This window comes from Nocardia sp. NPDC005998 (assembly GCF_040614395.1).
Classification (GTDB): domain Bacteria; phylum Actinomycetota; class Actinomycetes; order Mycobacteriales; family Mycobacteriaceae; genus Nocardia.
In genome coordinates, this window is sequence record NZ_JBEXUI010000019.1 from 83,160 (window position 1) to 107,647 (window position 24,488).

At 66.3% G+C, this 24,488-nt stretch carries 26 protein-coding genes; 18 read left to right on the forward strand and 8 right to left on the reverse strand.

Annotated features, from left to right (window positions below):
• Positions 1–2: 2 nt before the first annotated feature.
• Both ABZ293_RS24155 and ABZ293_RS24160 read right to left on the reverse strand, forming a co-directional pair.
• Complete coding sequence (locus ABZ293_RS24155; RefSeq protein WP_354960336.1) at positions 3–884, reverse strand: MoxR family ATPase; 882 nt, start codon at positions 882–884, stop codon at positions 3–5.
• Between the two features lie 85 nt (positions 885–969).
• Positions 970–2,235, reverse strand: coding sequence for a glutamate-5-semialdehyde dehydrogenase (locus tag ABZ293_RS24160; RefSeq protein WP_355184023.1), 1,266 nt, complete (start codon positions 2,233–2,235; stop codon positions 970–972).
• Positions 2,236–2,310: 75 nt separating this feature from the next.
• Here ABZ293_RS24160 and ABZ293_RS24165 point away from each other — a divergent pair, with 75 nt between their 5' ends.
• From ABZ293_RS24165 to ABZ293_RS24205, 9 genes are all read left to right on the forward strand, one after another.
• Entirely contained in the window at positions 2,311–2,511 is a 201-nt protein-coding gene (locus ABZ293_RS24165) for a DUF2510 domain-containing protein (RefSeq protein ID WP_355184025.1), read from the forward strand.
• A 164-nt stretch (positions 2,512–2,675) separates the two neighbouring features.
• Positions 2,676–3,428: an RsiV family protein gene (locus ABZ293_RS24170; RefSeq protein WP_355184027.1), complete on the forward strand. Its 753-nt coding sequence runs from the start codon at positions 2,676–2,678 to the stop codon at positions 3,426–3,428.
• A 65-nt stretch (positions 3,429–3,493) separates the two neighbouring features.
• Positions 3,494–4,174 (forward strand): RsiV family protein, encoded by a 681-nt coding sequence (locus ABZ293_RS24175; RefSeq protein WP_355184029.1) that lies wholly within the window; start codon positions 3,494–3,496, stop codon positions 4,172–4,174.
• A gap of 48 nt (positions 4,175–4,222) precedes the next feature.
• Positions 4,223–4,864, forward strand: a complete 642-nt coding sequence (gene nadD / locus ABZ293_RS24180; protein WP_355184031.1) for a nicotinate-nucleotide adenylyltransferase — start codon at positions 4,223–4,225, stop codon at positions 4,862–4,864.
• Positions 4,865–4,947: 83 nt separating this feature from the next.
• Positions 4,948–5,391 (forward strand): ribosome silencing factor, encoded by a 444-nt coding sequence (gene rsfS / locus ABZ293_RS24185; RefSeq protein ID WP_355184033.1) that lies wholly within the window; start codon positions 4,948–4,950, stop codon positions 5,389–5,391.
• Positions 5,384–6,043, forward strand: coding sequence for a histidine phosphatase family protein (locus ABZ293_RS24190; RefSeq protein ID WP_355184035.1), 660 nt, complete (start codon positions 5,384–5,386; stop codon positions 6,041–6,043). The genes rsfS and ABZ293_RS24190 overlap by 8 nt, the downstream gene beginning before the upstream one ends.
• 487 nt (positions 6,044–6,530) lie before the next feature.
• Positions 6,531–7,265 carry a diglucosylglycerate octanoyltransferase gene (octT, locus tag ABZ293_RS24195; protein WP_355184152.1) on the forward strand — a complete coding sequence of 245 codons (735 nt, stop codon included), beginning with the start codon at positions 6,531–6,533 and terminating at the stop codon, positions 7,263–7,265.
• Positions 7,266–8,108, forward strand: coding sequence for a DegV family protein (locus ABZ293_RS24200; RefSeq protein WP_355184037.1), 843 nt, complete (start codon positions 7,266–7,268; stop codon positions 8,106–8,108).
• Between the two features lie 394 nt (positions 8,109–8,502).
• A complete protein-coding gene (locus tag ABZ293_RS24205) occupies positions 8,503–8,949 on the forward strand; it encodes an HIT domain-containing protein (protein WP_355184039.1) in 447 nt (148 codons plus the stop codon).
• Positions 8,950–9,009: 60 nt separating this feature from the next.
• Here ABZ293_RS24205 and thrS read toward each other — a convergent pair whose 3' ends face one another.
• Both thrS and ABZ293_RS24215 read right to left on the reverse strand, forming a co-directional pair.
• The gene (thrS, locus tag ABZ293_RS24210; RefSeq protein ID WP_355184040.1) at positions 9,010–10,233 is read right to left on the reverse strand and encodes a threonine--tRNA ligase; all 1,224 of its coding nucleotides are present in this window, start codon (positions 10,231–10,233) and stop codon (positions 9,010–9,012) included.
• Between the two features lie 215 nt (positions 10,234–10,448).
• Positions 10,449–11,207: an NAD(P)H-binding protein gene (locus ABZ293_RS24215; protein ID WP_355184042.1), complete on the reverse strand. Its 759-nt coding sequence runs from the start codon at positions 11,205–11,207 to the stop codon at positions 10,449–10,451.
• A 160-nt stretch (positions 11,208–11,367) separates the two neighbouring features.
• On the opposite strand from ABZ293_RS24215, the gene lexA reads away from it, so the two are divergent.
• The 8 genes from lexA (at position 11,368) to holA (ending at position 21,135) form a co-directional block, all read left to right on the forward strand.
• A complete protein-coding gene (lexA, locus tag ABZ293_RS24220; protein ID WP_355184044.1) occupies positions 11,368–12,030 on the forward strand; it encodes a transcriptional repressor LexA in 663 nt (220 codons plus the stop codon).
• Between the two features lie 107 nt (positions 12,031–12,137).
• Positions 12,138–12,629 carry an FBP domain-containing protein gene (locus ABZ293_RS24225; RefSeq protein WP_355184046.1) on the forward strand — a complete coding sequence of 164 codons (492 nt, stop codon included), beginning with the start codon at positions 12,138–12,140 and terminating at the stop codon, positions 12,627–12,629.
• Positions 12,630–13,075: 446 nt separating this feature from the next.
• Positions 13,076–14,023, forward strand: a complete 948-nt coding sequence (gene ligD / locus ABZ293_RS24230; protein WP_355184048.1) for a non-homologous end-joining DNA ligase — start codon at positions 13,076–13,078, stop codon at positions 14,021–14,023.
• Between the two features lie 209 nt (positions 14,024–14,232).
• Positions 14,233–14,859, forward strand: a complete 627-nt coding sequence (locus tag ABZ293_RS24235; RefSeq protein ID WP_355184050.1) for a histidine phosphatase family protein — start codon at positions 14,233–14,235, stop codon at positions 14,857–14,859.
• Between the two features lie 405 nt (positions 14,860–15,264).
• On the forward strand, positions 15,265–16,170 hold the full coding sequence (locus ABZ293_RS24240) for a ComEA family DNA-binding protein (RefSeq protein WP_355184052.1): 906 nt from the start codon (positions 15,265–15,267) through the stop codon (positions 16,168–16,170).
• A gap of 74 nt (positions 16,171–16,244) precedes the next feature.
• Positions 16,245–18,788, forward strand: a complete 2,544-nt coding sequence (locus ABZ293_RS24245; protein ID WP_355184054.1) for a ComEC/Rec2 family competence protein — start codon at positions 16,245–16,247, stop codon at positions 18,786–18,788.
• Between the two features lie 455 nt (positions 18,789–19,243).
• Entirely contained in the window at positions 19,244–20,014 is a 771-nt protein-coding gene (locus ABZ293_RS24250) for a phosphotransferase (RefSeq protein WP_355184056.1), read from the forward strand.
• A 149-nt stretch (positions 20,015–20,163) separates the two neighbouring features.
• Positions 20,164–21,135: a DNA polymerase III subunit delta gene (holA, locus tag ABZ293_RS24255; protein ID WP_355184058.1), complete on the forward strand. Its 972-nt coding sequence runs from the start codon at positions 20,164–20,166 to the stop codon at positions 21,133–21,135.
• 87 nt (positions 21,136–21,222) lie between these two features.
• Here holA and ABZ293_RS24260 read toward each other — a convergent pair whose 3' ends face one another.
• Together ABZ293_RS24260 and ABZ293_RS24265 are read right to left on the reverse strand one after the other, a co-directional pair.
• Entirely contained in the window at positions 21,223–21,411 is a 189-nt protein-coding gene (locus tag ABZ293_RS24260; RefSeq protein WP_355184060.1) for a type II toxin-antitoxin system HicB family antitoxin, read from the reverse strand.
• Between the two features lie 10 nt (positions 21,412–21,421).
• Complete coding sequence (locus ABZ293_RS24265) at positions 21,422–22,492, reverse strand: aldo/keto reductase (protein WP_355184062.1); 1,071 nt, start codon at positions 22,490–22,492, stop codon at positions 21,422–21,424.
• A 123-nt stretch (positions 22,493–22,615) separates the two neighbouring features.
• On the opposite strand from ABZ293_RS24265, the gene ABZ293_RS24270 reads away from it, so the two are divergent.
• A complete protein-coding gene (locus tag ABZ293_RS24270; RefSeq protein WP_355184064.1) occupies positions 22,616–23,527 on the forward strand; it encodes a helix-turn-helix transcriptional regulator in 912 nt (303 codons plus the stop codon).
• A 59-nt stretch (positions 23,528–23,586) separates the two neighbouring features.
• Here the strand turns inward: ABZ293_RS24270 and ABZ293_RS24275 are convergent, their stop codons facing one another.
• Both ABZ293_RS24275 and rpsT read right to left on the reverse strand, forming a co-directional pair.
• A complete protein-coding gene (locus ABZ293_RS24275) occupies positions 23,587–23,832 on the reverse strand; it encodes a hypothetical protein (RefSeq protein ID WP_355184066.1) in 246 nt (81 codons plus the stop codon).
• 380 nt (positions 23,833–24,212) lie between these two features.
• The gene (rpsT, locus tag ABZ293_RS24280) at positions 24,213–24,473 is read right to left on the reverse strand and encodes a 30S ribosomal protein S20 (protein WP_355184068.1); all 261 of its coding nucleotides are present in this window, start codon (positions 24,471–24,473) and stop codon (positions 24,213–24,215) included.
• Positions 24,474–24,488 lie beyond the last annotated feature (15 nt).

Sequence of the window (24,488 nt, forward strand, 5' to 3'; positions counted from 1 at the left end):
GGTCAGGCCAGCTTCAGCTCGGCCAGCGCGCGCTGGTGGTCGGCCTGATGTTTGAGCACGACACCCAGGGTGGCGCGCACGGTGGTGTCGTCGAGATCCTGCATGCCGAGCGCGAGCAGGGTGCGTCCCCAGTCGATCGACTCGGCGACACTCGGCAGCTTCTTCAGCTGCATACCGCGCAGCACGTGCACGATCCGCACCAGCTGGGCGGCGACCGCGGCGGACAGTTCCGGCACCCGACTGGCCAGGATGCGGCGCTCGAGTTCTTCGTCCGGGAAGTCCAGGTGCAGGTAGAGGCAGCGGCGCTTGAGCGCCTCGGACAGTTCGCGGGTGGCATTGGAGGTCAGCACCACGAACGGCTTGCGGCTGGCGGTTATCGTGCCGAGCTCGGGCACGGTGACCGCGAAATCGCTGAGCACCTCGAGCAGCAGACCCTCGATCTCGACATCGGCCTTATCGGTTTCGTCGATGAGCAGCACGGTCGGATCGGCGCGCCGGATGGCGGTCAGCAGCGGCCGGGAGAGCAGGAATTCCTCGGTGAAGACATCGGCCTTGGTCTCTTCCCAGTCGTTTTCGCTGGACGCCTGGATGCGCAGAATCTGCTTGGCGTGGTTCCACTCGTAGAGCGCGCGGGCCTCGTCGACGCCCTCGTAGCACTGCAGGCGCACCAGTTCCGCGCCGGCGGTCTGCGCCACCGCCCTGGCCAGTTCGGTCTTGCCGACACCGGCCGGACCCTCGATGAGCAGCGGCTTGCCGAGCCGGTCGGCAAGGAATACCGACGTCGCGGTCGCCTTATCGGCCAGGTATCCGGTCGTGGCCAGCCGTTCGATCACATCGTCGACCGATGTGAAGATCGGCTCCTGCACTGCGCTTTCGGTAGCCACCTTGCGTCCTTCCCTCGAAAACCCACCCTTCACGCTACGGGAGGGTCCGAAGCCTGCGCTCAGCGGTTCTTACACTGCACGAAATCTAGACCGGACGGATCTGGCCGTCGCCCCAGACGATCCACTTGGTCGAGGTCAGTTCCGGCAGCGCCATCGGGCCGCGGGCGTGCAGCTTCTGGGTGGAGATGCCGATCTCGGCGCCGAAGCCGAACTGCTCACCGTCGGTGAAGGCGGTGGAGGCGTTGACCATGACGGCGGCGGCGTCCACGCGGCTGGTGAATTCCCGGGCCGCGGCCAGGTCGCCGGTGACGATGGCCTCGGTGTGGCCGGTGCCCCAGGTATTGATGTGCTCGACGGCCGCGTCCAGGTTCTCGACCACCTTGAGCGCGATGTCGAGGGTGAGGTATTCCTCGCCCCAGTCCTGATCGTTGGCGGGTACCAGGCCGGGCAGGTCGCCGTGCACGGTGACGCCGTGCCGTTCGAGGGCCTCGAGCAGCCGGGGCACGGCCGTGGTGGCGATCGCATCGTCGATGAGCACCGTCTCGGCCGCGTTGCACACGCTGGGACGGCGGGTCTTGGCATTGATGAGGATCTGCTCGGCCATCTCCAGATCGGCGGCCGCATGCACGTAGACGTGGCAGTTGCCGGTACCGGTCTCGATGGTCGGCACCTGCGCGTCGCGGACAACGGCGTTGATCAGCCCGGCGCCGCCGCGCGGAATCACCACATCGACCAGGCCGCGGGCCTGGATCAGGTGGGTCACGCTGGACCGGTCGTGGCTGGGCAGCAGCTGCACCGCATCGGCCGGGATGCCCTGTGCGACAAGCGCTTCCCGCAGCACCTCGACCAGCGCGGCATTGGACTGCGCGGCCGAGGAGGAACCGCGCAACAGTGCCGCATTACCGGATTTGAGCGCCAGCCCGAACGCATCGACGGTGACATTCGGCCGGGCCTCGTAGACCATGCCGACCACACCGAGCGGCACCCGGACCTGACGGATCTCCAGCCCGTTGAGCAGGGTCGACCCGCGCACGACCACGCCGATCGGATCGGGCAGCCCGGCGACCTGGCGCAATCCCGAGGCGATGCCGTCGATGCGGGCCTTGGTCAGCCGCAGCCGATCCAGCAGCGACTCCTCGGTGCCCGCCGCCTGTGCCGTCGCGATGTCCTCGGCATTGGCCGCGAGCACGGTATCGGCCGCCGCGAGCAACGCATCGGCGGCCGCGTGCAGCGCCTCGTTCTTCTGCGCCGTGGTCAGCTGTGCGAGCGCACGTGCGGCGACCCGAGCCTTGCGTGCCGCAGCGTGCACCGCTTCGCGGATATCCTGGCCGGTCGTCGTCCCTACCGTCATAGGTGACAGCCTACTGACCGGTGCGAAAGCGGTTCCAGCCACGGCGCGGACCGGCGGCCCGTGCACACTCGCCGCATGGAACTCATGCTGCTCTTGATCGTTCCAACGGTGGTCGTCGGGCTGGTCCTACTCATCGTGCAGTCCGGATCTCGCAGACCGAACCATCCCGCACCATCGATGACAGCGGGGTGGTATCCGGATCCGGCGAACCCCGGCGTCGTGCGTTGGTTCGACGGGCGGCAGTGGACGCCACATACGCAGCCGCGGACGCACTGACCATCGACACTGCCCCAACGCGTCCCCCAGACGCTGGCGGCGGTGCCGCCTGCTGGCTTGGCCGTCGGGGCGGTTGCGGACGATAAGAAAACTGTTAGGCGGCATCGGCATTGTTGTGGGGGACGCCGAGATCACCTCGGTGCGATGTGGATTCGGAGTTCCGGATGAACAAGACCGCCGCTGTTATCGGTGCGCTGGCGAGCGCCGCAGTACTCACGGCCTGCGGGCCGGACGATTCGCCGACGACCGGGGGTGGATCGTCGGTGCTCGCGACCTCGTCCGCAGCGGGAGCGCCGACGACCGTCGCGGGATCGCCGCGAGCCGAAACCTTCGCCGCGACAACAGTGCATCTCGAGGGCGCCGGGTACAAGATCGACGTGCCCCAGGTGAGTGGTGGAAAGGCTGATGCCAGAACCGAATTCAACGCGGCGATGCGGGCCGGGGCGCAGCAGTGGATCGACCGCATCACCGGTCCGGGCGATTCGGTCACCGGTGGCAGTGACAGCCAGGTCGTGCACATCGGCGCGCATGTGCTCAGCGGACATCTGGTCACCATCGTGTACGGCGCGGGTGCCGCACATCCGAACAGCTTCGACTCCGCGCATGTCACCAATGTCGACACCGGCACGGCGATCACCCTGTCCGATCTGTTCACCGATCTCCAGCAGGGCCTGAATGTGCTCTCGACCCAGGCGCAAACCCTGGTCGAGCAGAACCCGAGGGCGACCGGCTACAGCAAGAGCGAGCTCACCCCCGTGGCGGAGCACTTCCACACCTGGGTTGCCACGCCCGAAGGCATGAAGATCTATCTCGGTCAAATCGCCTCGCACGCCGCGGGAAATATCGATGTCACCGTGCCGTGGTCCGCGCTGGACGGCGTGCTGAAGCCGGGGATGCGCGCGGTGATCGGCAGCTGACGACCTCGGCACGGCTCGCGGTGGTAGCTTCTCGGGCACGCATGCGAGCCATACGGGGAGGCGAAATGAAGAAGACCGCTGCCGCTGTCCTGATCAGCGTCCTGTTCGCCGTGCTCACGGCCTGTGGGTCCAGCGATCGGGCCGACTCGTCGGCGGCACCGGCGTTCACCGCAACCTCGGTTCGGCTCGCGGGCCTCTGGTACTCCGTCGACCTGCCGCAGGTGGCGGGTGGCACCGACGATGCGCGGACCGATTTCAATGACGGCATGCGCGCCGAGGTCGATCCGTTCCTGCGGGCCGCGGCGGAGAAGCAGCAGGTGAAGGGGTTCAACAGCGAGGTCGCCCATATCGGTGGCCATGTGCTCAGCGGCGTGCTCGGCATCGAGGTCAGCGACGGCCATCTGCATCCGACCACCTTCAAGCGCACCCATGTGACGAATATCGACACCGGTAAGGCGCTGACCCTGCCCGATCTGTTCACCGATGTGCAAAAGGGCCTCGATGTGCTGTCGGCGCAGGCGGCAGTGCAGATTCCGAAGACACGGGTCGGCCCGAACTCCTACGACAAGGACCGCATCGAGCCGACGGTGGAGAACTTCAAGGACTGGCTGGCCATGCCCGACGGTCTGCGCGTCTACCTCGGGGAGATCGCATCGCATGCGCTCGGCTACATCGACATCACGATTCCATGGTCCGAACTCGACGCGACGCTGAAGCCGGGTCTGCGGGCAGTTGTCAGCAGTTGACGGTCCAACCCCGGGGCGGACCGAACCGACCGGTTAAGCTCGGCACTCATGCAGGAGAACGGTCGGCGCCGACGCAAGCTGGGCGTGATGGGTGGCACTTTCGACCCCATCCACCACGGCCACCTCGTCGCCGCCAGCGAGGTCGCGAACCGGTTCGAACTCGACGAAGTGATCTTCGTCCCAACCGGACAGCCGTGGCAGAAGGCCGATAAACAGGTCAGCCCGGCCGAGGATCGCTACCTGATGACCGTCATCGCGACCGCGTCGAACCCCCGATTCACGGTCAGCCGGGCCGATATCGACCGGGGCAAGGTCACCTACACCGTCGATACCCTGCGCGAGATGCGTGCCAAGCATCCCGACGCCGAGCTGTACTTCATCACCGGAGCTGACGCACTCGCCAACATCCTGACGTGGCAGGATTGGGCGGAGTTGTTCGAACTGGCGAAATTCGTCGGAGTGAGCCGACCGGGGTATGAGCTGAACACCGATCATCTCGAGGCGCATCTGCGTGATCTGCCGGTCGACGCGGTGACCATGATCGAGATCCCGGCGTTGGCGATCTCATCGAGTGAATGCCGTCGCCGCGCCGCCGAGAACCGGCCGGTGTGGTACCTCGTGCCCGACGGCGTCGTGCAGTACATATCGAAGCGGCACCTATACGTGCCGGTAGGAGTGGAAGGTAATTAAGGCGTGAGCGAGCGCAGCGAGCAAACCAAGGGCGGAGCCGCTGCTGCGGTCATGCCGGAACCGAGCGCCAGCGAGGTGGAGGCATGAGCGCATCTGTCGAGTCGGTGGAGATGGCGCAGGTCGCCGCGCGCGCGGCGGACGAGAAGCTGGCCTCCGACGTCGTGGTGCTCGACGTGTCCGAGCAGTTGGTGATCACCGACTGCTTCGTGATCGCCTCCGCGCCGAATGAGCGTCAGGTCAATGCCATCGTCGACAACGTCGAGGAGAAATTGCGCGAGGCGGGGCATAAGCCGGTCCGGCGCGAGGGCACCCGTGAGGGCCGCTGGGCGCTGCTGGACTACGTCGACGTCGTGGTGCACATCCAGCACAATGACGAGCGCAATTTCTATGCGCTGGAACGGCTCTGGAAGGACTGCCCGGCGGTGCCGGTGCCGGGGATCGCAGCCGGGAGTGAGGTTTTCAAGCACGCGGACGCGGATCACACCGCGGCGGTGAACAGCGAAACGGGGACGTCCGCGAGTGAGTAAGTATGCCGGGGTCCGCACGCTGATCCTGTTGCGGCACGGGCAGACCGAATGGAATGCCGCCGATCGAATGCAGGGTCAGATCGACACCGATCTCACCGAACTCGGCCGCCGCCAGGCGAAAGAGGCCGCACGCGAACTGGCTTCGCGCAATGCGATCGCCATCGTCTCCTCCGATCTGCGGCGCGCCTTCGATACCGCATCGGCGCTGGCCGATCACACCGATCTTCCCGTGGTCCCGGATGCGCGGCTGCGCGAAACCGATCTCGGCGACTGGGAGGGGCTGACCCACCTGGAGGTCGATGCCGACTATCCGGGAGCGCGGGTGGCCTGGCGGTTGGACGCGGCCTACACCCCGCCGAACGGCGAGAGCAAGCTCGAGGTCGGCGCGCGTTCGCTGCCCGTCGTTCGGGAATTATTCGCCGATCGGCAGGATTGGCCGGGCCGGACTATCATCCTGGTGGCGCACGGCGGGCTGATCGCCGCCCTCACGGCCGCGCTGCTCGACCTGCCGCCGCGGAACTGGCCTGCCCTCGGGGGGCTGGCCAACACCAGTTGGGTGCAGCTGAGCAGTCACGGTCCGAGCATTGATCAGCCCGGTTGGCGCCTGGATGTGTGGAACGCAGCGGCGAAGGTGGCCCCGGATGTCCTCTGAAGAACCGATCCGGCAGGTACCGGACGAACTGTTCCGTCGGGTTTCGGCGAAGCCCGAACGGGCGATCCCGGATGCGCTATTCGGACCTCCCCCGGTGAAGCAGGTCGAGCCGGACGTATCGGCCGAGTCGGCGACGTCGGAGTCCGAAGGTGATGAACCGGTTGCCGCCGAGTCCGGTGAAGACAACGACGAGCCCGCCGCGCCTGCGGCCGAGTCCGGTAACGGAGCCGAGCCAGCTGAACCAGCGAGCGAACCGCCCGAAGGTGTTGCGGCAGTATCCAATGCGACCGAGTCCGCGACTCCCACTGTCGGTGCTGCCGCATCGACCGCCGAGTCCGTGACCGATGCCGCGACGACTACCCCGGCGGACGAGTCTGTTTCCGCCACAGCGGATGCCACGGCTCCCGAAGTTGTTGGCGTCGGATCCGTACTAGCTCCGGCCGATTCCGATGGATCGGTTGTCGATGACGAGGTTTCGGCCGCCGCGGTGGCCTCGACCGATGAGCCGCAGCCGACGGATCGGCCGGTGCTGCTGGTGATCGCGGATTCACTATCCTACTTCGGCCCGAAGGGCGGCCTACCCGCGGACCATCCGAGGATCTGGCCCAATCTGGTTGGCGCCGAACTCGATTGGGATGTCGAGCTGGTCGGCCGGATCGGCTGGACCTGCCGCGACGCGTACTGGGCGCTGATCGGCGATCCCCGGGTGTGGGCCGCGGTGCCGCGCGCGGGTGCGGTGGTTTTCGCGGTCGGCGGGATGGATACGTTGCCCTCGCCGCTGCCGACCGCGCTGCGCGAGTTGATCCGGTATGTGCGACCGCCCGGGCTGCGCCGCGGCGTCCGCGCCACCTACAACTGGCTGCAGCCGAAACTGTCGAAACTCGGTCGCCCGGTGGCCTTGCCGCCGAAGGTCAGCGTGGACTACCTGGAGCAGTCGCGGGAGGCGCTGGCACAGCTGCGTCCCGATCTGCCCGTGGTCGCGGTGCTGCCGTCGGTGCACGACTGCGCCGCCTACGGACGCGTGCACAGCGGCCGCGAGCGTGCGGTGCAGGCACTGCGCGCCTGGTCGGCGCGGACCTCGGTGCCGCTGGTCGATCTCGCGGAGGCGGTGCGCGACAATATCTTCTCCGGCGAGGCGAATCCGGATGGCATCCACTGGGGCTGGGATGGGCATACAGCCGTCGCAAATTCGATGGTGAAGACCCTGCAGGAGGTTCGGTAGTTGGCCGTAGTGGTCGTCACCGATTCGTCCGCCAGCCTGCCCGTCGAACTCGTCGATGAGTTGGACATCGCCGTAGTACCGCTGCATGTTCTGGTCGGCGACCGCGCCATTCGCGAAGGCGTCGACGCCATTGATATCGATTACGGCTCCGATACCGTGACGACGTCGGCGGCCTCACCCGGTGAGCTGCGTGCGGTCTATGAGCAGGCACTCGCCCGCAGCAACGGGGACGGTGTTGTCGCGGTACATCTTTCGCGCCAGCTATCCGGCACCTGGGAGGCCGGTCACCAGGCGGTGCGCGATATGGATGCCGCCGACCGGGTCCGGCTGGTCGATTCGCTCGGCGCCGGCCTGGCCACCGGGTTGCCGGTGCTAGCAGCCGCCCGCCGCGCACATAGCGGCGCGGCATTGGCCGACGTCTATGACACCGCCGTCGGCGCGTCGAGCCGATCACGCACATTCGTTCTGGTGAACCGCACCGAACAATTGCGCCGCGGCGGCCGATTGAGCAGCGCCGCAGCCTTTTTCGGCAGCGAACTGGTGAGCAAACCGCTGCTACAAATCGTCGAGGGCCGACTGGAACTGCGCGAGAAGGTCCGCACCCGGTCCAAGGCCTACGCCAAACTCGTCGCGGCGGTGGTGGATGCGGCGGGTAAAGGCGGTGCGGCCGTCGCCGTCCAGCACCTCGGTGCCGAGGACGCCGCGAATACGGTCGCCGCTCAGCTGCGCGAGCTGGTTCCCGGCATCCATGAAATGATCGTCGCCGAATTCGGCCCCGCGCTCGGCGTGCACTTGGGTGTTGGTGCCGTCGGCGTGGTGGTCGTTCCCGGCGGCTTTGCCTGATTCGCCTTCCGAGAAGATGTGGCTACGGTCCAGCATGCGCTGGCGTGCCGCATCTTCCGGTCGAGTGGCCTGGTAGGCGTATTAATTTCTGGCTGATCGCAACCCCTTTGGTCGGCAGCGGAGGTGACTACCGTCGCGGCATGACCCGTTCCGCAACTCCGATCAATCCGCCGCTGACCGTCGAATCGCTCGAATGGGAGCATCCGGACGCGGTGGTCCGGCGCTGAACCGATCGCCGATGCCACGAACCACGATGTGCGGCGGGGCCGCGCGGCGGCCGCGCCCGACCCGACCGCGTCAGCGGGGTATCACGAAGTGCCGCAAGGGCTCTCGGCGATGTCGAGGCGGGTGGTCGACCTTCGATATCGAGGCGGTGCGCGACTGTGCTGATGCGGTGGGGAGCGGATGCCCGATCTGCGATAAGCACAGGGGCATCGGTGCGCTGGTCGGCCCGGTGATCTACGCGGATGACCTGGTACTGGTGACACACCGACCGCTCACCGAAGGTACGCCGGTACCCGGCTATCTCTTCGTGGAGACGCGGCGGCACGCGCCGACATTATCGACCCTGACCGATGCCGAGGCACGGGCGGTGGGCTGGGCCGCCCGCCGCGCCGCGCACGCGTTGAATGTCGAGCTGGCACCGGAATTCGTATGCTCCGCGATTACCGGGCGCAGCGTCGCGCACTTCCATCAGCACGTCTTCGCCCGGCCGCATGGCACCCCGGAGTCGGTGCCGTGGACCAATGCCGATGCGTGGCCGAACGCACCACACATCGATGCGAGCGCGCTCGGCGAACTCTGTGATCGCCTGGCGATCCACTTCGTCATCGAGCACTGACGATGCGGATCGGCCAGGCGCGGTCCGGAGCTCGGCCAGGTGGACGCGATCCGGCTGGCCTCACTCCGGACTCGGCCACAGGATGGTGCTGTGTCCGGCGATGAGTTCGGCTACGGGGGAGAGGAATTCGTCGATCGGCAGCGGTTCGAGGCGACGCCCGTCCCGAAGCCGCACCGCGATACGGTCATTGGCGACCTCCTTCGGACCGATGACAACCTGATACGGGACCAAACGGGCCTGGCGGATGCGCGCGCCGAGACTGCCGAGTTCGTGATCGGCGATCTCGGCGCGCAGCCCCAGCTCGAGACAGCGTCGGGCCAGCGCCTCGGCGTGCGGAACCTCGGCCGCCGAGACCGGCAGCAGCACCAGTTGGGTCGGGGCCAGCCAGGCCGGGAACGCACCGCCATGCTCCTCGATCAAGTGCGCGACGGCCCGCTCGACGCTGCCGATAATGCTGCGGTGCACCATGACCGGGCGATGTTTGGCACCGTCGGCACCGATGTAGTGCAGGTCGAACTGCTCCGGTTGGTGGAAGTCGACCTGCACGGTGGACAGGGTGAATTCGCGACCGGCACTGTCGGTGAACTGGATATCGATCTTGGGACCGTAGAACGCGGCCTCACCCTCGGCCGGTTCGTAGGGCAGACCGGAGCGCTCGAGGACGTCGGTGAGCATGGCGCAGGAACGCTGCCAAAGTTCCGGGGCCGCAACGTATTTCCCGCCAGGGCCGGGCAATGAGAGCCGGTAGCGGGTGGGGATGATGCCCAGCGCCGCATGGGCCCGCCGGATCAGCTCCAGTGCGCCCGCGACCTCATCGGCGACCTGGTCCACGGTGCAGAAAATGTGCGCGTCATTGAGCTGGATCGCGCGCACCCTGGTGAGTCCGCCGAGCACACCGGAGAGCTCGGAGCGATACATGCCACCCAATTCGGCCATGCGCAAAGGCAATTCGCGGTAGCTGTGCGAGCGGGCGCGGAACATCACCGCGTGATGCGGGCACAGGCTCGGCCGCAGCACCACCTGCTCGCCGCCCAGCTCCATGGGTGGGAACATGTCATCGCGGTAATGCGACCAGTGCCCGGATATTTCGTAGAGCTCCCGCTTGCCGAGCAGCGGTGAGTACACGTGCCGGTAGCCGGCCCGACGTTCCGCGCCGCGGATGTACTCCTCCAGGGTGTGGCGCACGGTTGCGCCGTCGGGCAGCCAATACGGCAGCCCGGACCCGATCAGTGGGTCGGTATCGAACAGGCCGAGTTCGCGGCCGAGTTTGCGATGGTCGTACATGGGGTCTCCTCGCGGACAGCGGGCGAGTGACCACAAGACGAAGCCCCGGGGCACTCGCCCCGGGGCTTCGATCAAGACAGCAATCAGCGCGCCGGGACAGTCTCCGGCGTCGTCGTCACAGCAGCGCGCTTCATGGTCGCCACCGTAGCAGATCCGTGGTGGCGTCGGCTCGCGGATTTTCCTGTGCGCAATGGTGTTCGCGTGACCGAGATCGGCTAGCCGACCTGCTCCGCGAGGAAGTTCTCCCAGGTGAGCTTGCCGACCGTCGCACCGTCGATGGTCAGATTCGCCTTGGCGCGGTACGCGCGTCCGACCTTGCCGGGTACCCGAACCGGCAGGAATATCCGGCGCTTGCCCTCGGCCTGCAGATAGCCCCGGATCAGCTCGGCCATCGAGTACACCGTCGGCCCGACCAGATCGGGCACCCGCCCCGCCGGTGCGCCGCGCGTCAGCTCCACGAGCCGGGCCGCTACCTCCCGCGAGTCGACCGGCTGCCAATCGATACCGCCGGGAGCCGGGACGATCGGGCTCTTCGCCATGGCCCGCGCGGTCTTCAGCGCGAGGTCGTGGAACTGGGCCGCACGCAGAATGGTGAACGGCACACCCGATTCGACAATGGCCTGTTCGGCGGCGAATTTGGCCTTGAAGTAGCCGATCGGCAGCTTATCGGCACCGATCACGCCGATGTAGACAAGGTGTCGCACCCCGGCCTTTGCCGCGGCGTCGACCAGGTGCTGGGTCGCCACGTCATCGTCCTTGGGGCCGCCCGCCAGGTGCAGGATTACCTCCGCACCGTCGACCGCCGCCTCGACGCCTGTGCCCTGCACCAGGTCACCGGTCACGTATTCGATGCCGTCGGTCGATTCGTGGGCATTGCGGCTGAGCATCCGAATCTTGAAACCGGCATCGACCAGCAGTGGGGTGACGTGGCGGCCCAGTGTGCCGGTGCCGCCGGTCAACAGGATGGTCGTCATGGTTCCTCCAAGCTCGGTGGGCCGATGTGCGCGGCCCCGTCGATAGGTCTTCGTAGGTATGACGGCGCCCAAGGGCATGGTGTGACAAGACCGGAGAACACGCAGGTACCGGACGGTGTGCGTGAACGAAGTGTCCGTGCCTACCTCTACGATTCCCCGGGTGACCGGATACGACGACCTCGATGCCTTCGAGCACCTCGACACCTCGACGCTGCCGCCGCGCCAGCAGCGGATTCTCGCCACGATTCGGGACTGGGTGCTGCGCTATGGGTACGCGCCGAACACCCGGGAAATCGGCGACGCCGTCGGGCTGCGCTCCTCGTCGTCGGTCTCCAAACATCTGAAGTCCTTGGAGGACAGGGGATTCCTGCGACGCAGCGAGACCATGTCGCGGCCGATCGACGTGCGCATGTTCCTGCAGGCATCGGCGCCGCGGGAGCAGAGCGAGGATTCGGTGACGGTGCCGGTTGTCGGCGATATCGCGGCGGGCACGCCCATCCTCGCCGAGGAGCACACCGACGATTCGATGACATTGCCGCGCGAACTCGTCGGGCGCGGAACGGTTTTCGGCCTGCGCGTGCGCGGCGATTCGATGATCGACGCGGCGATCTGTGACGGCGATCTGGTGGTGATCCGCAAACAGCACGAGGCACATTCGGGTGACATCGTCGCCGCGATGATCGATGGTGAGGCGACGGTCAAGGTGTACCGCCGACGCAATGGGCACGTCTATCTGGAGCCGCGCAATCCGGCCTATGACGTCATCGACGGTGATGAGGCCGTGGTGCTGGGGAAGGTGGTCTCGGTGATGCGCCGGGTGTGAGCTCGGCGACGCGGTGGCGGTTGCCGGAAAATCCGTTGTTCGAGCTAACGACCGGCTGTAGCGTCGCTTCGGTTTGTCCACCGATCAACCGAAGGAGTCGATGCCATATGAAAGCCGTCACCGAACGCGACATCAGGTCGTCGTTCATCAACTGTTCCAAGACGACCGCCAAGAAGTTGCCCATGCCCAGGGAGCTGGACACGCAGCCGTGGGATGACCTGGACTTCCTCGGCTGGAGCGATCCGTCGCTGCCCGGCCGCGGCTATCTCGTTGTGCCGCGCGACGATCGCCTCATCGGGGTCGCGCTGCGTTACGAGACGGGCGGATCCGGCCGGACCCAGATGTGCGCGATCTGTCTGACCACGCACACCGGCCATGGCGTTTCGCTGATGACCGCGCACAAGGCGGGCGAATCCGGGCGTCGAGGCAATTCGATCGGTACCTATATGTGCACCGATCTTGCCTGCTCGCTCTACGCGCGCGGTAAGCGAACGCCCGCGCTCGGCAACCGGTACCGGGAGGATCTCATTACCGAGGAGACGAAGATCGAGCGGGTCCGTGACAATCTGACCGCCTTCGTCACCAGGCTCTTCAGCTAGTCCGCCGCATCCGGCTGCAGCAACGAAACGGAGGTAGATGCCATGCGCCGACACTCAACAACCCGGGCACCGTCGCACCCCGAGTTCCGCGACGCCGCACCAGAACTCGGGGTGCCCAGCATTCCGCTCCGGTTGAGATGGCCCGGATATCGGCCGGACCACCTCATCCGGAGCGGAATCCCCGCCCTATAGGCCGGACCCGGCCGCGACGGCCACCTCGGGGCGCCGGCGGTACGCGAAGCCCAGCAGCACCTCACTGGCCTGGCTGTGCGCGTGTCCGATGGCCACGCTGTGGTCGCTTACCGAGGCCCGTCCGGCGATGGTGCGGTCGTCCAGGGTGAGCCGATCCCCGCAGCGCCGATTAGGTCAGACCAGTCGGTATTATCTGGCTAACTGTCAGCAGCGTTCCAGTTCGCGAGGGGACCGGCGATGGCGACGAGGCAGGTGTGACCCGGCTGCCGCATTACGCGGCGATGCTGGCGATGGCAGGCGCCCTTCCCGGCGACGATGACCGATGGGCCTATGAGGTCAAGTTCGACGGCATCCGCGCCATCGGCTATATCGACGACAACCTGAGGTTGGTCTCACGCAACGATAAGGACATCACTGCAGCCTGGCCCGAACTCGTGGACCTCGCACCGGGAAGTCCGAGATTCGTCGTCGACGGCGAGATCGTCACCTTCACCGCCGACGGCCGGACCTCCTTCGAGGCGCTGCAGCCACGGATGCATCAGCGCAATCCGGCCACCATCAGCGCATTGCGGCGCACGATCCCCGCGACCTATCTGATCTTCGACCTGCTCCACATCGGCGACCGCTCGCTGATCGATCTGCCCTACCAGCAGCGCCGCCAGCTACTCGAACAACTCGGCCTGCGCGGCCCACACTGGCAGGTGCCGCCGCGCTTGGACGGCGTCGGCGCCGACATCCTCGCCGAATCGAAACGCCTCGGGCTCGAAGGCATTCTGTGCAAGCGCCGAGACAGCCCCTACCTCCCCGGTCGGCGCAGCCCGCTGTGGACCAAGGTCAAGAACGTCCGCGACCAGGAGGTCGTCATCGTCGGATGGCGCCCCGGAACCGGCAGGCGCGCAGGCAGCATCGGCTCACTCCTGATGGCGGTCAACGACAACACCGGAAATCTCGTCTACATCGGCAATGTCGGCACCGGCTTCACCCAAGCAACCCTCACCGACCTACAGTCGAAACTCCAACTGCTACAACGCAATACCCCCACAGTCGCAACCGACATCAAGGACGCGATCTGGGTCACCCCCGAACTCGTCGGCGAAGTGACTTTCACCGAATGGACCGGCGACGGCCGCCTCCGCCACCCCTCTTGGCGCGGGCTGCGACCGGACAAATCGCCGAACGAAGTCAAAGCGCCATTCGATTAGAGGGACGTGACCGCGACGTCATCGGTCTTGCCGACAGTGCCGAGCCGCACCGATCCCAGCTGTGCAGGGCGCCCAGCCGACAGCGTCCATCTCGCGCGAAGCTCCGCGGCCCAACACATCCTCCTGAAATGTCACAATCCGCGCCCGGCTCCCACGGCGCGACCGGAACAGTCCGCTGGAAGGGGGCCGCGTCGAGGAGAATCCGAGTCGTGCGAACTCTTTACGTGATCGTCCATCCGGAGTCGACACATCACGTCGACGGACTGGTGGGCGGGTGGTACGACTCTCCGCTCACCCCTGCAGGTTTGCGTGCTGCGGCGGCCGTCGCCGAGGTACTGCGGGCAAGGATTCCCGAGCAGGCCGACGTGGAGTTGTTCTCCTCGGATCTGCGGCGGGCCGCGCAGGCCGCGACCGTCATCGGCGAGCGGTTGTGTGTGCGGCCGGTCCTCGATCCGAGACTGCGTGAGAAGTCCTACGGCGAGGCCGAAGGCAAGCCACAGGAATGGCTGAACCAGCGGTTCGTGCCTCCACCTGCGGTCGGCGAGCGGATGCGACACGACGAAGGTGTGCGTGGATCGGAGACCATTGCGGCATTCGCACGGCGCGTTTATACGGCAATGGACGTGATCGTGCGCCGCGACTGTCGACACCAGGTCATCGTGACGCACGGCGGCGCAATAACATTCGCCGTCGCGTCGTGGACCGGGCTGCCGATCGAATCACTCGGCTACGCCCGGTTTCATGCCGCCGCCGGGAGTATCACGGAACTTCGGGAGGATGACTACTTTCGCAACCGTCAGGTTGTCAGCCTGGGGGACGTCCGCCATCTCGTCTGAGGAATGATGTTGCGCGCCGGTACCGGCCGATGTGCGTAACGCCGCGAACCGCTGCTCGATCCGGCCGGTGCGGAAGTGATGACGCCTTGCCTGTTGCCGATCGAAATCCGTGTCTCGGCAGCCGAGTTGTCCACAGGTCGGGAGTTATCAACAGACTTTTTATTTCGCCTGTTCAGCGCTGATTCCCGGTGCTGATCCGGGACTAGCGTCGCCGCCATGTCACGACAACATGAGCGCGAGCGGATTCGGCGGCGACTGAGCGGGTTGACCGAGCGTGTCGGCGCCAGCCGAACGATCAGGGGCGGGGGTGCGGTCGATTCCGGGGGCGCCGAGTGTGCGAATCCGCCCGGATCGGGACAGCGGTTGGGAGCTGAAAATCGTTGTGCGAAACCGACGGTGGGTTCAGTGCGCTCGGCGAAGGCTGGGCGGTGGGATGACGAAAAGTTGCCCTCGTATGACCCCGAAGATGCCCGGACCGGGGACGACGGGGATGTGGTCGATGAGGACGACTGGGTAGACGGGGTCGACGAGGTGCGTACCCCCGGCTGGCTGGATGAACCGAAGGGTCGTTCCGTGTGGCGCGATCGGCTTGTGCCGGAACGATTTCGAGGAACGCGACTGGACCCGGGATGGCGGGGACTGGTGACGCTGGCCATGGTCGGGCTGGCAGCGGTGGTCATCGCGTCGGTTGTCGTGTTGCGTGAGCGACCGGTGGCGGAGGCGGTGCCGCCACTGTCCGCGGCGCGAACCAGCACCGCCACGGCATCCGCAGGACTGTCGAGTGCCAGTATGGTCGCCATATCGCCCGCTGCATCGGTAACTGCCACTCCCGCAGCGGAATTGGTCGTCAGCGTGGTCGGCCTCGTACACCGGGGCGGCCTCGTGCGCTTACCTGCGGGTTCGCGAGTCGCCGATGCACTCACCGCCGCGGGCGGTGCGAAGGACGGCGCCGACCTGAACGGTCTCAACCTGGCCCAGCGCCTCCAGGACGGTGACCAGGTCCTCGTCGGTCCAGAGGGACCGAATGCGGCCCCGCCGCGGCCCGGCAGCGCAACGATCGGCGCGGGTGGGCGAGCGCCGAGCGGTTCGGCATCGAATTCCGCCGCACCACGCGTATCGACCAAAGTCGATCTCAATACCGCGACCGAAGCCGAGCTCGATGCCCTGCCCGGCATCGGCCCCGTCACCGCCCACGCAATCATTGCTTGGCGCAACGCAAATGGACGATTCACCGATATCGCCCAGCTCGGTGATGTCGATGGCATCGGCCCGGCCCGGCTCGCCCGCCTCCGCGATCTGGTGACGATATGACCGCGCCCAGAGGTGCATCGAATCAGCGCAGTCGCAGCAACCGACCGGCTGGGCGGGATGCCGGTCGGCGGGTAATGACGCAGGATGATCGGCGCCCGGGTGCGGAGGTCGATTCCGCGACGGAGGAAGCGGTACCGACGCTCGATGCGCGGTTGCTGCCCGCGGCGTTGTGTTGTTGGGGAGCAACGGTTGTCGCGCTGACAGCGGGGTGGGTGGCAGGTCTGGTACTGGCGTCGGCACTGGTATTGCTCGCGATCGGGCTCTGGGTGGTGTTCTTGCGCGCGCTGGCGCATCCCAGTGAGCGGTGGCGGGTCGTGGCCATTGCTGCACTTGCCGCGATGCTGCTCGGTGCCGGGTTCGCGGCGGCGGGGTCATGGCGTGCGCACCGGGTGGCGACGCATCCATTGCGGCACACCGCGGCCTCGGTGCGGGTTGTCGCCGTACCTACCGATGATCCGAAACCGGTGCGGTCCAGTGCATTCGGTGGTGAGCGGCAGTGGACGGTCCGGGCGCGACTGCGGGAGTACCGGCAAGGCGAGTCGACGGTACGGGCCGGTGGTGCAGTGGTGATCCTCGCCTCCGGCGCGGAGTGGGGCGAGCTGCTGCCCGGTCGGGCAGTGGAGTTCCGCGCCGGACCGGAACCGCCGTGGCACCGCGATCTCACCGTCGCCACCCTGCGAGCCCAGGGACCGCCGGTCGCAGTCGGCGCGCTGCCGTGGTGGCAGCGGGTGGCCGCAGCTGTACGCGCCGACCTCGCGTCGGCGGCGCGGGTATTGCCCGAACGTCAGTCCGGATTGCTGCCCGCGCTGGTCGTCGGGGATACCTCCGCGCTGTCCGACGAGGTCCGCGAGAACTTCGAAATCGCGGGGCTGGAACACCTTTGCGTGGTCAGCGGTGCGAATTTCACAATTCTGCTCGCGGCGGTGCTCGGTGCGATGCGGCTGCTCACCTTCGGCCCGCGTATTGCAGCCGTGGTCGCGGCGGCGGCACTGGTGATGTTCATTGTCATCGCGCGCCCGGATCCCAGCGTGCTGCGGGCGGGCGCGATGGGTGCGATCACCTTGCTCGCGTTGCTAACCGGACGCCGCAAGCAAGCATTGCCCGCACTCTGTGCGGCCGTCATCGGCCTGCTCGCAGTGTGGCCGGAATTGGCGGTGCAAGCCGGATTCGGACTGTCGGTACTCGCGACCGCCGGATTGATCCTGTTGGCGCCGAGTTGGGCGGATTGGTTGCGCGCTCGCGGCTGGTGGCGGGTCCCGGCCGAAATCGTCGCGGTATCGGCCGCCGCCTTCGTGGTGACAACACCGCTCGTGATCGCGCTCACGGGACGGCTCAGCCTGGTCGCGATTCTCGCCAATATCCTTGTCGAACCGGTGATCGCGCCCGTCACGGTGCTCGGCGCGATCGGCACCGCGCTCGCCGCAATCTGGCTACCGCTGGCCGAACTGGTGTTGCGCTGCGCCGCACCGCCGCTGTGGTGGTTGCTGTTCGTCGCCGAACATGCGGCGAATGTCCCAGGTGCGGAGATTTCGGTACCCGATGGCTCGACCGGCGGGCTGATGGCCTGCGCGGCGGTCGTTCTCGTGCTGCTGGCATTGCGATCCGCGCTGCTTCGGCGCTTGGCCGCCACCGTACTGCTCGGTGTCGCCGCGGTCCTGATTCCATTCCGGTTCTGGCATCCGGGCTGGCCACCCGGGGGCTGGGTGCTGGCCGTGTGTGATGTCGGGCAGGGCGACGGACTCGCATTGTCCGTCGGTGACCACACCGCGGTGGTCATCGATGTCGGCCCTGATCCGCGCACCATCCGCCGTTGTCTGGATCGCTTGCGCGTCAACCGGATAGCGCTGCTCGTCCTGACCCATCCGCACGCCGACCATATCGACGGTCTCGCCGGTGCCGTACAAGGTCGCACGGTCGATGCTCTGGCGGTCGGCCCCGGCGAACTCCCGGAAGCGACGATTTCCGGACGCACCGCATCCAAACCTACCGATGCCGGAAATCTTCCGATATCGAATGTGCGCGGATCCGAGCTGGATTCGAGTAAGGCGACCCGCGAACCACCTGCCGCACGGGATCGGCGCACGGAGATCAGCGGGCCGGGTCGAGTTGCCAGCATCGTGGCGCAGGCACACATTTCGGTGCTCGAGCTCACCTCCGGACACGTATTACGTTTCGGCACTGTCGAATTGGAAGTACTCGCACCTGCCCAACTCGAGCGCCACCCGACCGACGCTCCCAGCACCGATGATGCCAACGACCGCTCGATCGTCATCGCCGCCGCCACACCCGCGGGCCGGATCCTGCTCACCGGCGATATCGAAGCCTCGGCACAACAGCGACTGCTGCGCTCCGGTGCCGCTGTCCAGGCCGATATCCTGAAGGTCCCACACCACGGATCCAGAACCACCACAAGGGAATTCCTCGCTGCTGTGCGGCCTCGTCTCGCACTGGTGAGCGTCGGCGCCCACAACACCTTCGGCCACCCGAATCCCGGCGTACTGGCCGAACTCGCCGAAATCGGCACCCGCGTGATCCGCACCGACCAAAGCGGCGACACGGTGATCGTCGCCTCCGGTCCGAACCTTCGCACCCTGACCTCACGATCGACCAAATCTTGATAGGAGGCGCCCACCGATCCGCGCGGCCCAAAGTCACGGCCGGACACCCCAGCCGGAGTGGAGTGCGCCATCGCGTATCAGTCAGAGCAGTTGGACCCGACATTCTCTGCACCACGCAATCGGACTCGCCCCTGCGGATCCGCACCGAGCCGTAACGATCGAGACAAGGCAGCGGGAGGTCACCCAGACAGCACTTTCGGTTTGACGTTGAGCATCGGCCAGCGAATGCAGACATCTCCGAACCCCGCCGAGACAGATTGCTGCCCTACCCACTCCGGCTGCTCGCCGAGCGTAGTCATACCGCGGTCGAATACGCCTTGGTTCAACCATTCGACTACCTTCGACCGCGCCCTGGACCCAGGGGCGGGTGGTAGGGCAGGAGCTATATGGACGCTAGCTGTTCGAGGTGCGGGTGGTCTGAGCTGCGACGATCGGCTGAGCTTTAATGTTGGGGCGTGGAGTTCTGTGAAGGGTGGGATAGCTTCGCTGCTTTGGTCGATGGTTGCTGGGTCGAGCGCAGACCGCGCCGACCAGAGGTTGCGGATCAACTGCGGCGCGAAACTCGGCTGATGCCCTGGCTGGCACCGCTGCTGCCGCTTCAGGTGCCGATCCCCTGGGTGGTGCGGGAAACGCCGCTGGTCGTGCGTCATGCGCTCGTGCCTGGTCAGGCGGTCGTGTCGCCGGATGTCGAACACGGTCTCGCGATCGGAAATTTTCTCCGTGCACTTCACGACAGTCCCGCGACCGTAGCGGTCCGACATGGGTTGCCGCCGTCGGCGGAAACCAGGCGCAGCCGGGTCGCGACGATCAGCCGTTTTCGGGCCGATGTGGTGCCGTTGATTCCAGTCCTGCAACGGGGTTCGGCGCTGGCGATCCTCGATGCCGTACGGGAATTCCCAGCAGATGCGGTCGTCCATGGTGATCTTGGACCTGAGCATGTGTTGGTAGACGAAGGTCGTGTTTCCGGCGTGATCGACTTCGGCGACGTCCATCTCGGCGATGCCGCGAACGACCTGGCCTGGCCACTGCATGGTGCACCGGCAGACTTTGCAAACGCGGTCGCCGCCGCATATGGCGTCACCGACGACATCCGTCGGCGTGCACTTGTTTGGCATCAACTCGGACCGTGGCATGAAGTGACGCACGGCTTGGATATCGGTGACCCTGCCGTTCTGCAGAGCGGTTTGACGGGTCTGCTCGAAAGGTTGAAATGTACCGCTGGATGAGGGTGGTCAACGCGCCGCGACTGCCGTGCACCACGCCGTCGACTACCGGGACATCGCCGATGTCCGGAGTGCAGGCACGAGTTGGCTGGTAGAGGGGGCCCGCTGTGCGGCGCGGCGGTTGTGTCGGTCCGAGTACGTAGGATGCTCCCGTGAGCGAACGGACTGCGGCGGTGCACCTGGTGCTCGGTGATGAAGAGCTGCTGGTCGAGCGGGCCATCGCGGGAATTACCGCGCAGGTGCGGGAGGGTGCGCCGGATCCCGATGCGGTGCCCGTCGATCGGCTGCGGGCGGGTGACGCCAGTACCGCGGAACTGGCGGAGCTATTGAGTCCTTCGCTGTTTGCCGAGGATCGGGTGATCGTGCTCGAGTCGGCGGCGGATGCGGGCAAGGATGCGGTCGCGGTGATCACCGATGCCGCCGGGGATCCGCCCGAGGGCGTGGTGCTGGTGGTGCTGCACTCCGGGGGCGGCCGAGCCAAGGCATTGGCGCCAGCGCTGCAGAAGATGGGTGCACAGGTGCACGATTGCGCCAAGTTGACCAAGGCGTCCGAACGGGTGGAGTTCGTGCGCGGCGAATTCCGGAATGCCGGGGTGCGGGTCTCGGGTGAGGTCGTACAGGTGATGTTGGAGGCGGTCGGCTCGGATCTGCGGGAATTGTCCGCGGCCTGTTCGCAATTGGCCTCCGATACCGGTGGCAAGGTCGATATCGCCGCGGTGCGCCGCTACTACTCCGGCAAGGCCGAGATCTCCGGTTTCGATGTCGCCGAACTCGCGGTGGCAGGCGATCGGCCCGGTGCCATGGAGGCATTGCGCTGGGCCAACGATCGCGGCGTGCCACATGTCCTGCTCGCCGACGCACTCGCCGACTCGGTCCACACCATCGCCCGTGTCGGTTCCGCGGGCCGCGGCGATCCGTTCAAGCTGGCCCAGCAATTGGGTATGCCGCCCTGGAAGGTGAAGAAGGCGCAGGCTCAAGCGCGGGGTTGGAACCAGGCCAGCATCGGCAGGGCCCTACAGGTCGTCGCCACGCTGAATGCCGATGTCAAAGGCGGTGCCGCCGACGCCGATTACGCCTTGGAACACGCACTCACCCAGATCCTGGACCTGCACTCCGCAAGTTGATGTGATTCCCCGACAACAAATTGCCCAGCGGATTGCCGCCGAGACCAGGCTGACAGCGATACGCGCCGGGGTAGCCGGAATCCGGGATTACCGCTCAGTCGACGCCAACTTCTCGTTGACCCACTTATTGATGCTCACCCCGTGCTCGGCCGCCTCCATAGCCAGTCGTCGATGCAGCGCCGGAGAAATCCGCAACGCGAAGTGCCCGCTGAACTTCCGATTCGGTGGCCGACACGCTGATGCGGTGGGTGTGAGTCGGGCTCGCACCCACCGCATGATGTGAAACTCAGTCGCGGCCTTCGACTTTCAGGTCGCCGAAGGTCACTCCGCGGGTCATCGGACGGGCCAGCATGTCGTGCGGGAAGCCCAGCTCGATCGCGCTGGCCGCTTGCAGTTGATCCAACTGCGCCGCATCGAATTCGACCTCGAGCGCACCGAGGTTGTCCTCCAACTGTGCCGCGGTGCGCGCGCCGATGATCGGCGCCGTGACGCCCGGGTTCTGCAGGGTCCAGGCGAGTGCTACCTGCGACGGCGTCTTACCCAGTTGTGCTGCAACATCTTTCACTACATCGGCAATGGCGAGCCCGCGTTCGGTGAGCGAGCCATTGGCGGCGGCCACATTCTTGCGGGTACCCTCGGGCGAGCCCGCTGCGTCGTGATCAAGATCGGCGTGGCTGTACTTGCCGGTGAGCACGCCGCTGGCCAGCGGCGACCACGGCACCACGCCGAGTCCGAGTTCGCGCGCCATCGGAATGAGTTCGCGTTCAACGGTCCGCTCGATCAGGCTGTATTCGATCTGCAGCGCGATCAGCGGCGACCAGCCGCGCAGATCGGCGATGGTCTGCATGCGCGCGATCTGCCAGGCCGGTGCGTCGGAGATGCCGACGTAGAGCACCTTGCCCGCGCGGACCAGATCGTCCATGGCACGCAGGATCTCCTCGACCGGGGTCAGGAAGTCCCAAGCGTGCAGATACAGCAGATCGATGTAGTCGGTGTTCAGCCTGCGCAGGCTGGCCTCCACCGAGCCGACCATGCTCTTGCGGTGGTTACCGCCGGAGTTGGGATCGCCTGGCCGCCGCAGCATCGTGTATTTCGTTGCCAGCACCAGACTTTCGCGATTGTCGGCGCTGAATTCACCGAGCAGTTGCTCGGAGGTGCCGTTGGTGTACTGGCTCGCGGTGTCGATGAAATTGCCGCCACGCTCGACGTAGGTGTCGAAGATCTTGCGGGCCTCGTCCCTATCGGCGCCCCAACCCCAATCGGCGCCGAATGTCATGGTCCCCAAGGAAAGCGGAGACACCCGAAGACCCGAACGGCCGAGTAGCCGGTAGGTATCGAGGGTGCGTGCTCCGGACATGCCGTGCTCCTGTCATTCGTACTTCGTTTCCGATGCGATCAAGTCTGGAGCGGTACAACACCATGGGTAAGGGAAGGTTCATCCTGGGAAAGCCAGTCCCACCCAGCCGTAAGATCGAGGGCGATGACCAGCACCGTGAAGGCGACACAACGGGGCGAGCACAGGCCTGATGGCAATGGCTCGCGTGACCATGCCGGGTCGGGGAGCGCCGAGAACTGGGCACAGGCGCTCGCGGACTTTCTGCGCGCCCGGCGCGAGCGACTGAATCCGGGCGATCTCGGTCTGCCCGCACGCAAACACGCGCGGCGCACCCCAGGTTTGCGCCGCGAGGAGGTCGCCGAACTGGCGGGGGTGAGCACCGACTACATAGTCCGGTTGGAACAGGGGCGTGGCCTGCGCCCGTCCGCGGATGTCCTGGAGGCGCTCACCCGGGCCCTGCGCCTGGACACCGACGAGCGCGCCTATCTGTTCGATCTGGCCCAGCAGCGGCAGCCGAATGCCGGGAAACCGAGCACCGTCCCCGCGCCCGCACTGGCGATGCTGGTGCGCGATCTGTCGCCGCTGCCCGCGATGCTGGTCAATCACCGCTACGACATCCTGGCGTGGAATCCGGAGATGGCCAGCCTGATCGTCGACTTCGGCGCCCTGCCACCCTGGCAGCGCAACACCATGTGGCTATGCCTGATGGATCCCGCGCTGCGCGATTTCTATGGTGAGCGCGATCGCGTCATTCGCGAGGGCATCGCCGACTTGCGTGCCGCATGGGCGGCCCACCCCGACGATCAGGAATTGGCCGATCTGGTCGCGGAGTTCACCGCCCGCAGCGAGGAGTTCGCGCAGGCCTGGGCCAGGCACGACGTCAAGGTCCATGGCCGCGGGCAGAAGCCACTGCGGCACCCTCGGGTCGGTCCGCTGGTCGTCAATTATGAAGTGCTCATGCCGCTGCAGGATCCGGACCAGCGCATCATCATCTACCGCGCGGCCGATGCAGACTCCCAGGACGCGCTGGATCGCTTATGCGCCGACCTGGAGTGAGCACGCACCCCGGTCAGAAGATCCGCACCCGCTCGGTGCGGGTGCGGATGCGCGGGGGATTATTCGACCGAGCTGAGAACTAGCTCGATATCCTCTTCCGGCTCCTCATAGCGGCCCTCCCACTCCTCGTAGACCGGAATCTCCTCGTCCCGGGTGACGATCCACTCCAGCGAGTAGCCGCCTTCCTCGTCAGGGACCATGACGTTCTCGATCTTCAGTCCGATGCCTAGGACCTCGGCGGCACGAATGACATCCGGGAGGTCTTCGGAGCGAACCGGCGTCTGATTGGCGTACACGGTAACCATGCGCCGAATCGTAGCGGGAACCTCCGACATGTGGCTGCCCGATCAGAATCCGGCTCGAGGAGTGGGATGCGGCAATGGCCCGGTGCGGTCGCCGCCCGGCGTTTCTCTACCGATTTGCCAGGGCAGTCTCGATGACATGGCACCTATCGGGGTCGTTCCGCTCAACGCCCATAGAGCAGCCTTGCCGCCGGAGCTGAAGTTTGCTGGATAGTTGCGATAAAAGTGCTCATCGGTACGTTTCGCGCCTGACCCGCCGCATCGGCAGCTCGAGAAAGTGATCTTCGCAATAGTCGATCGCGGACGACAAAAGCCGCCGTGGTCATCGAGGCCACGGCGGCTGCGTCAGCGTATGAGGTGGTACCGCTGCGGTACCGATGTGATCAGAGCTTGTTCAGCGCCAGCGCGAGGGCCGACTTCTTGTTGGCGGCCTGGTTGGCGTGGATGACGCCCTTCGAGGCGGCCTTGTCCAGCTTGCGGCTGGCGGAGACCAGCTGCTCGGCGGCCTTTTCCTTATCGCCGGCGGCAGCGGCCTCCCGGAAGCTGCGGATCGCGGTGCGCAGCCCGGACTTGACCGACTGGTTGCGCTTGCGCGCCGCCTCGTTGGTGCGGATCCGCTTCATCTGGGACTTGATGTTGGCCACGCCTGTTTCCTCGTG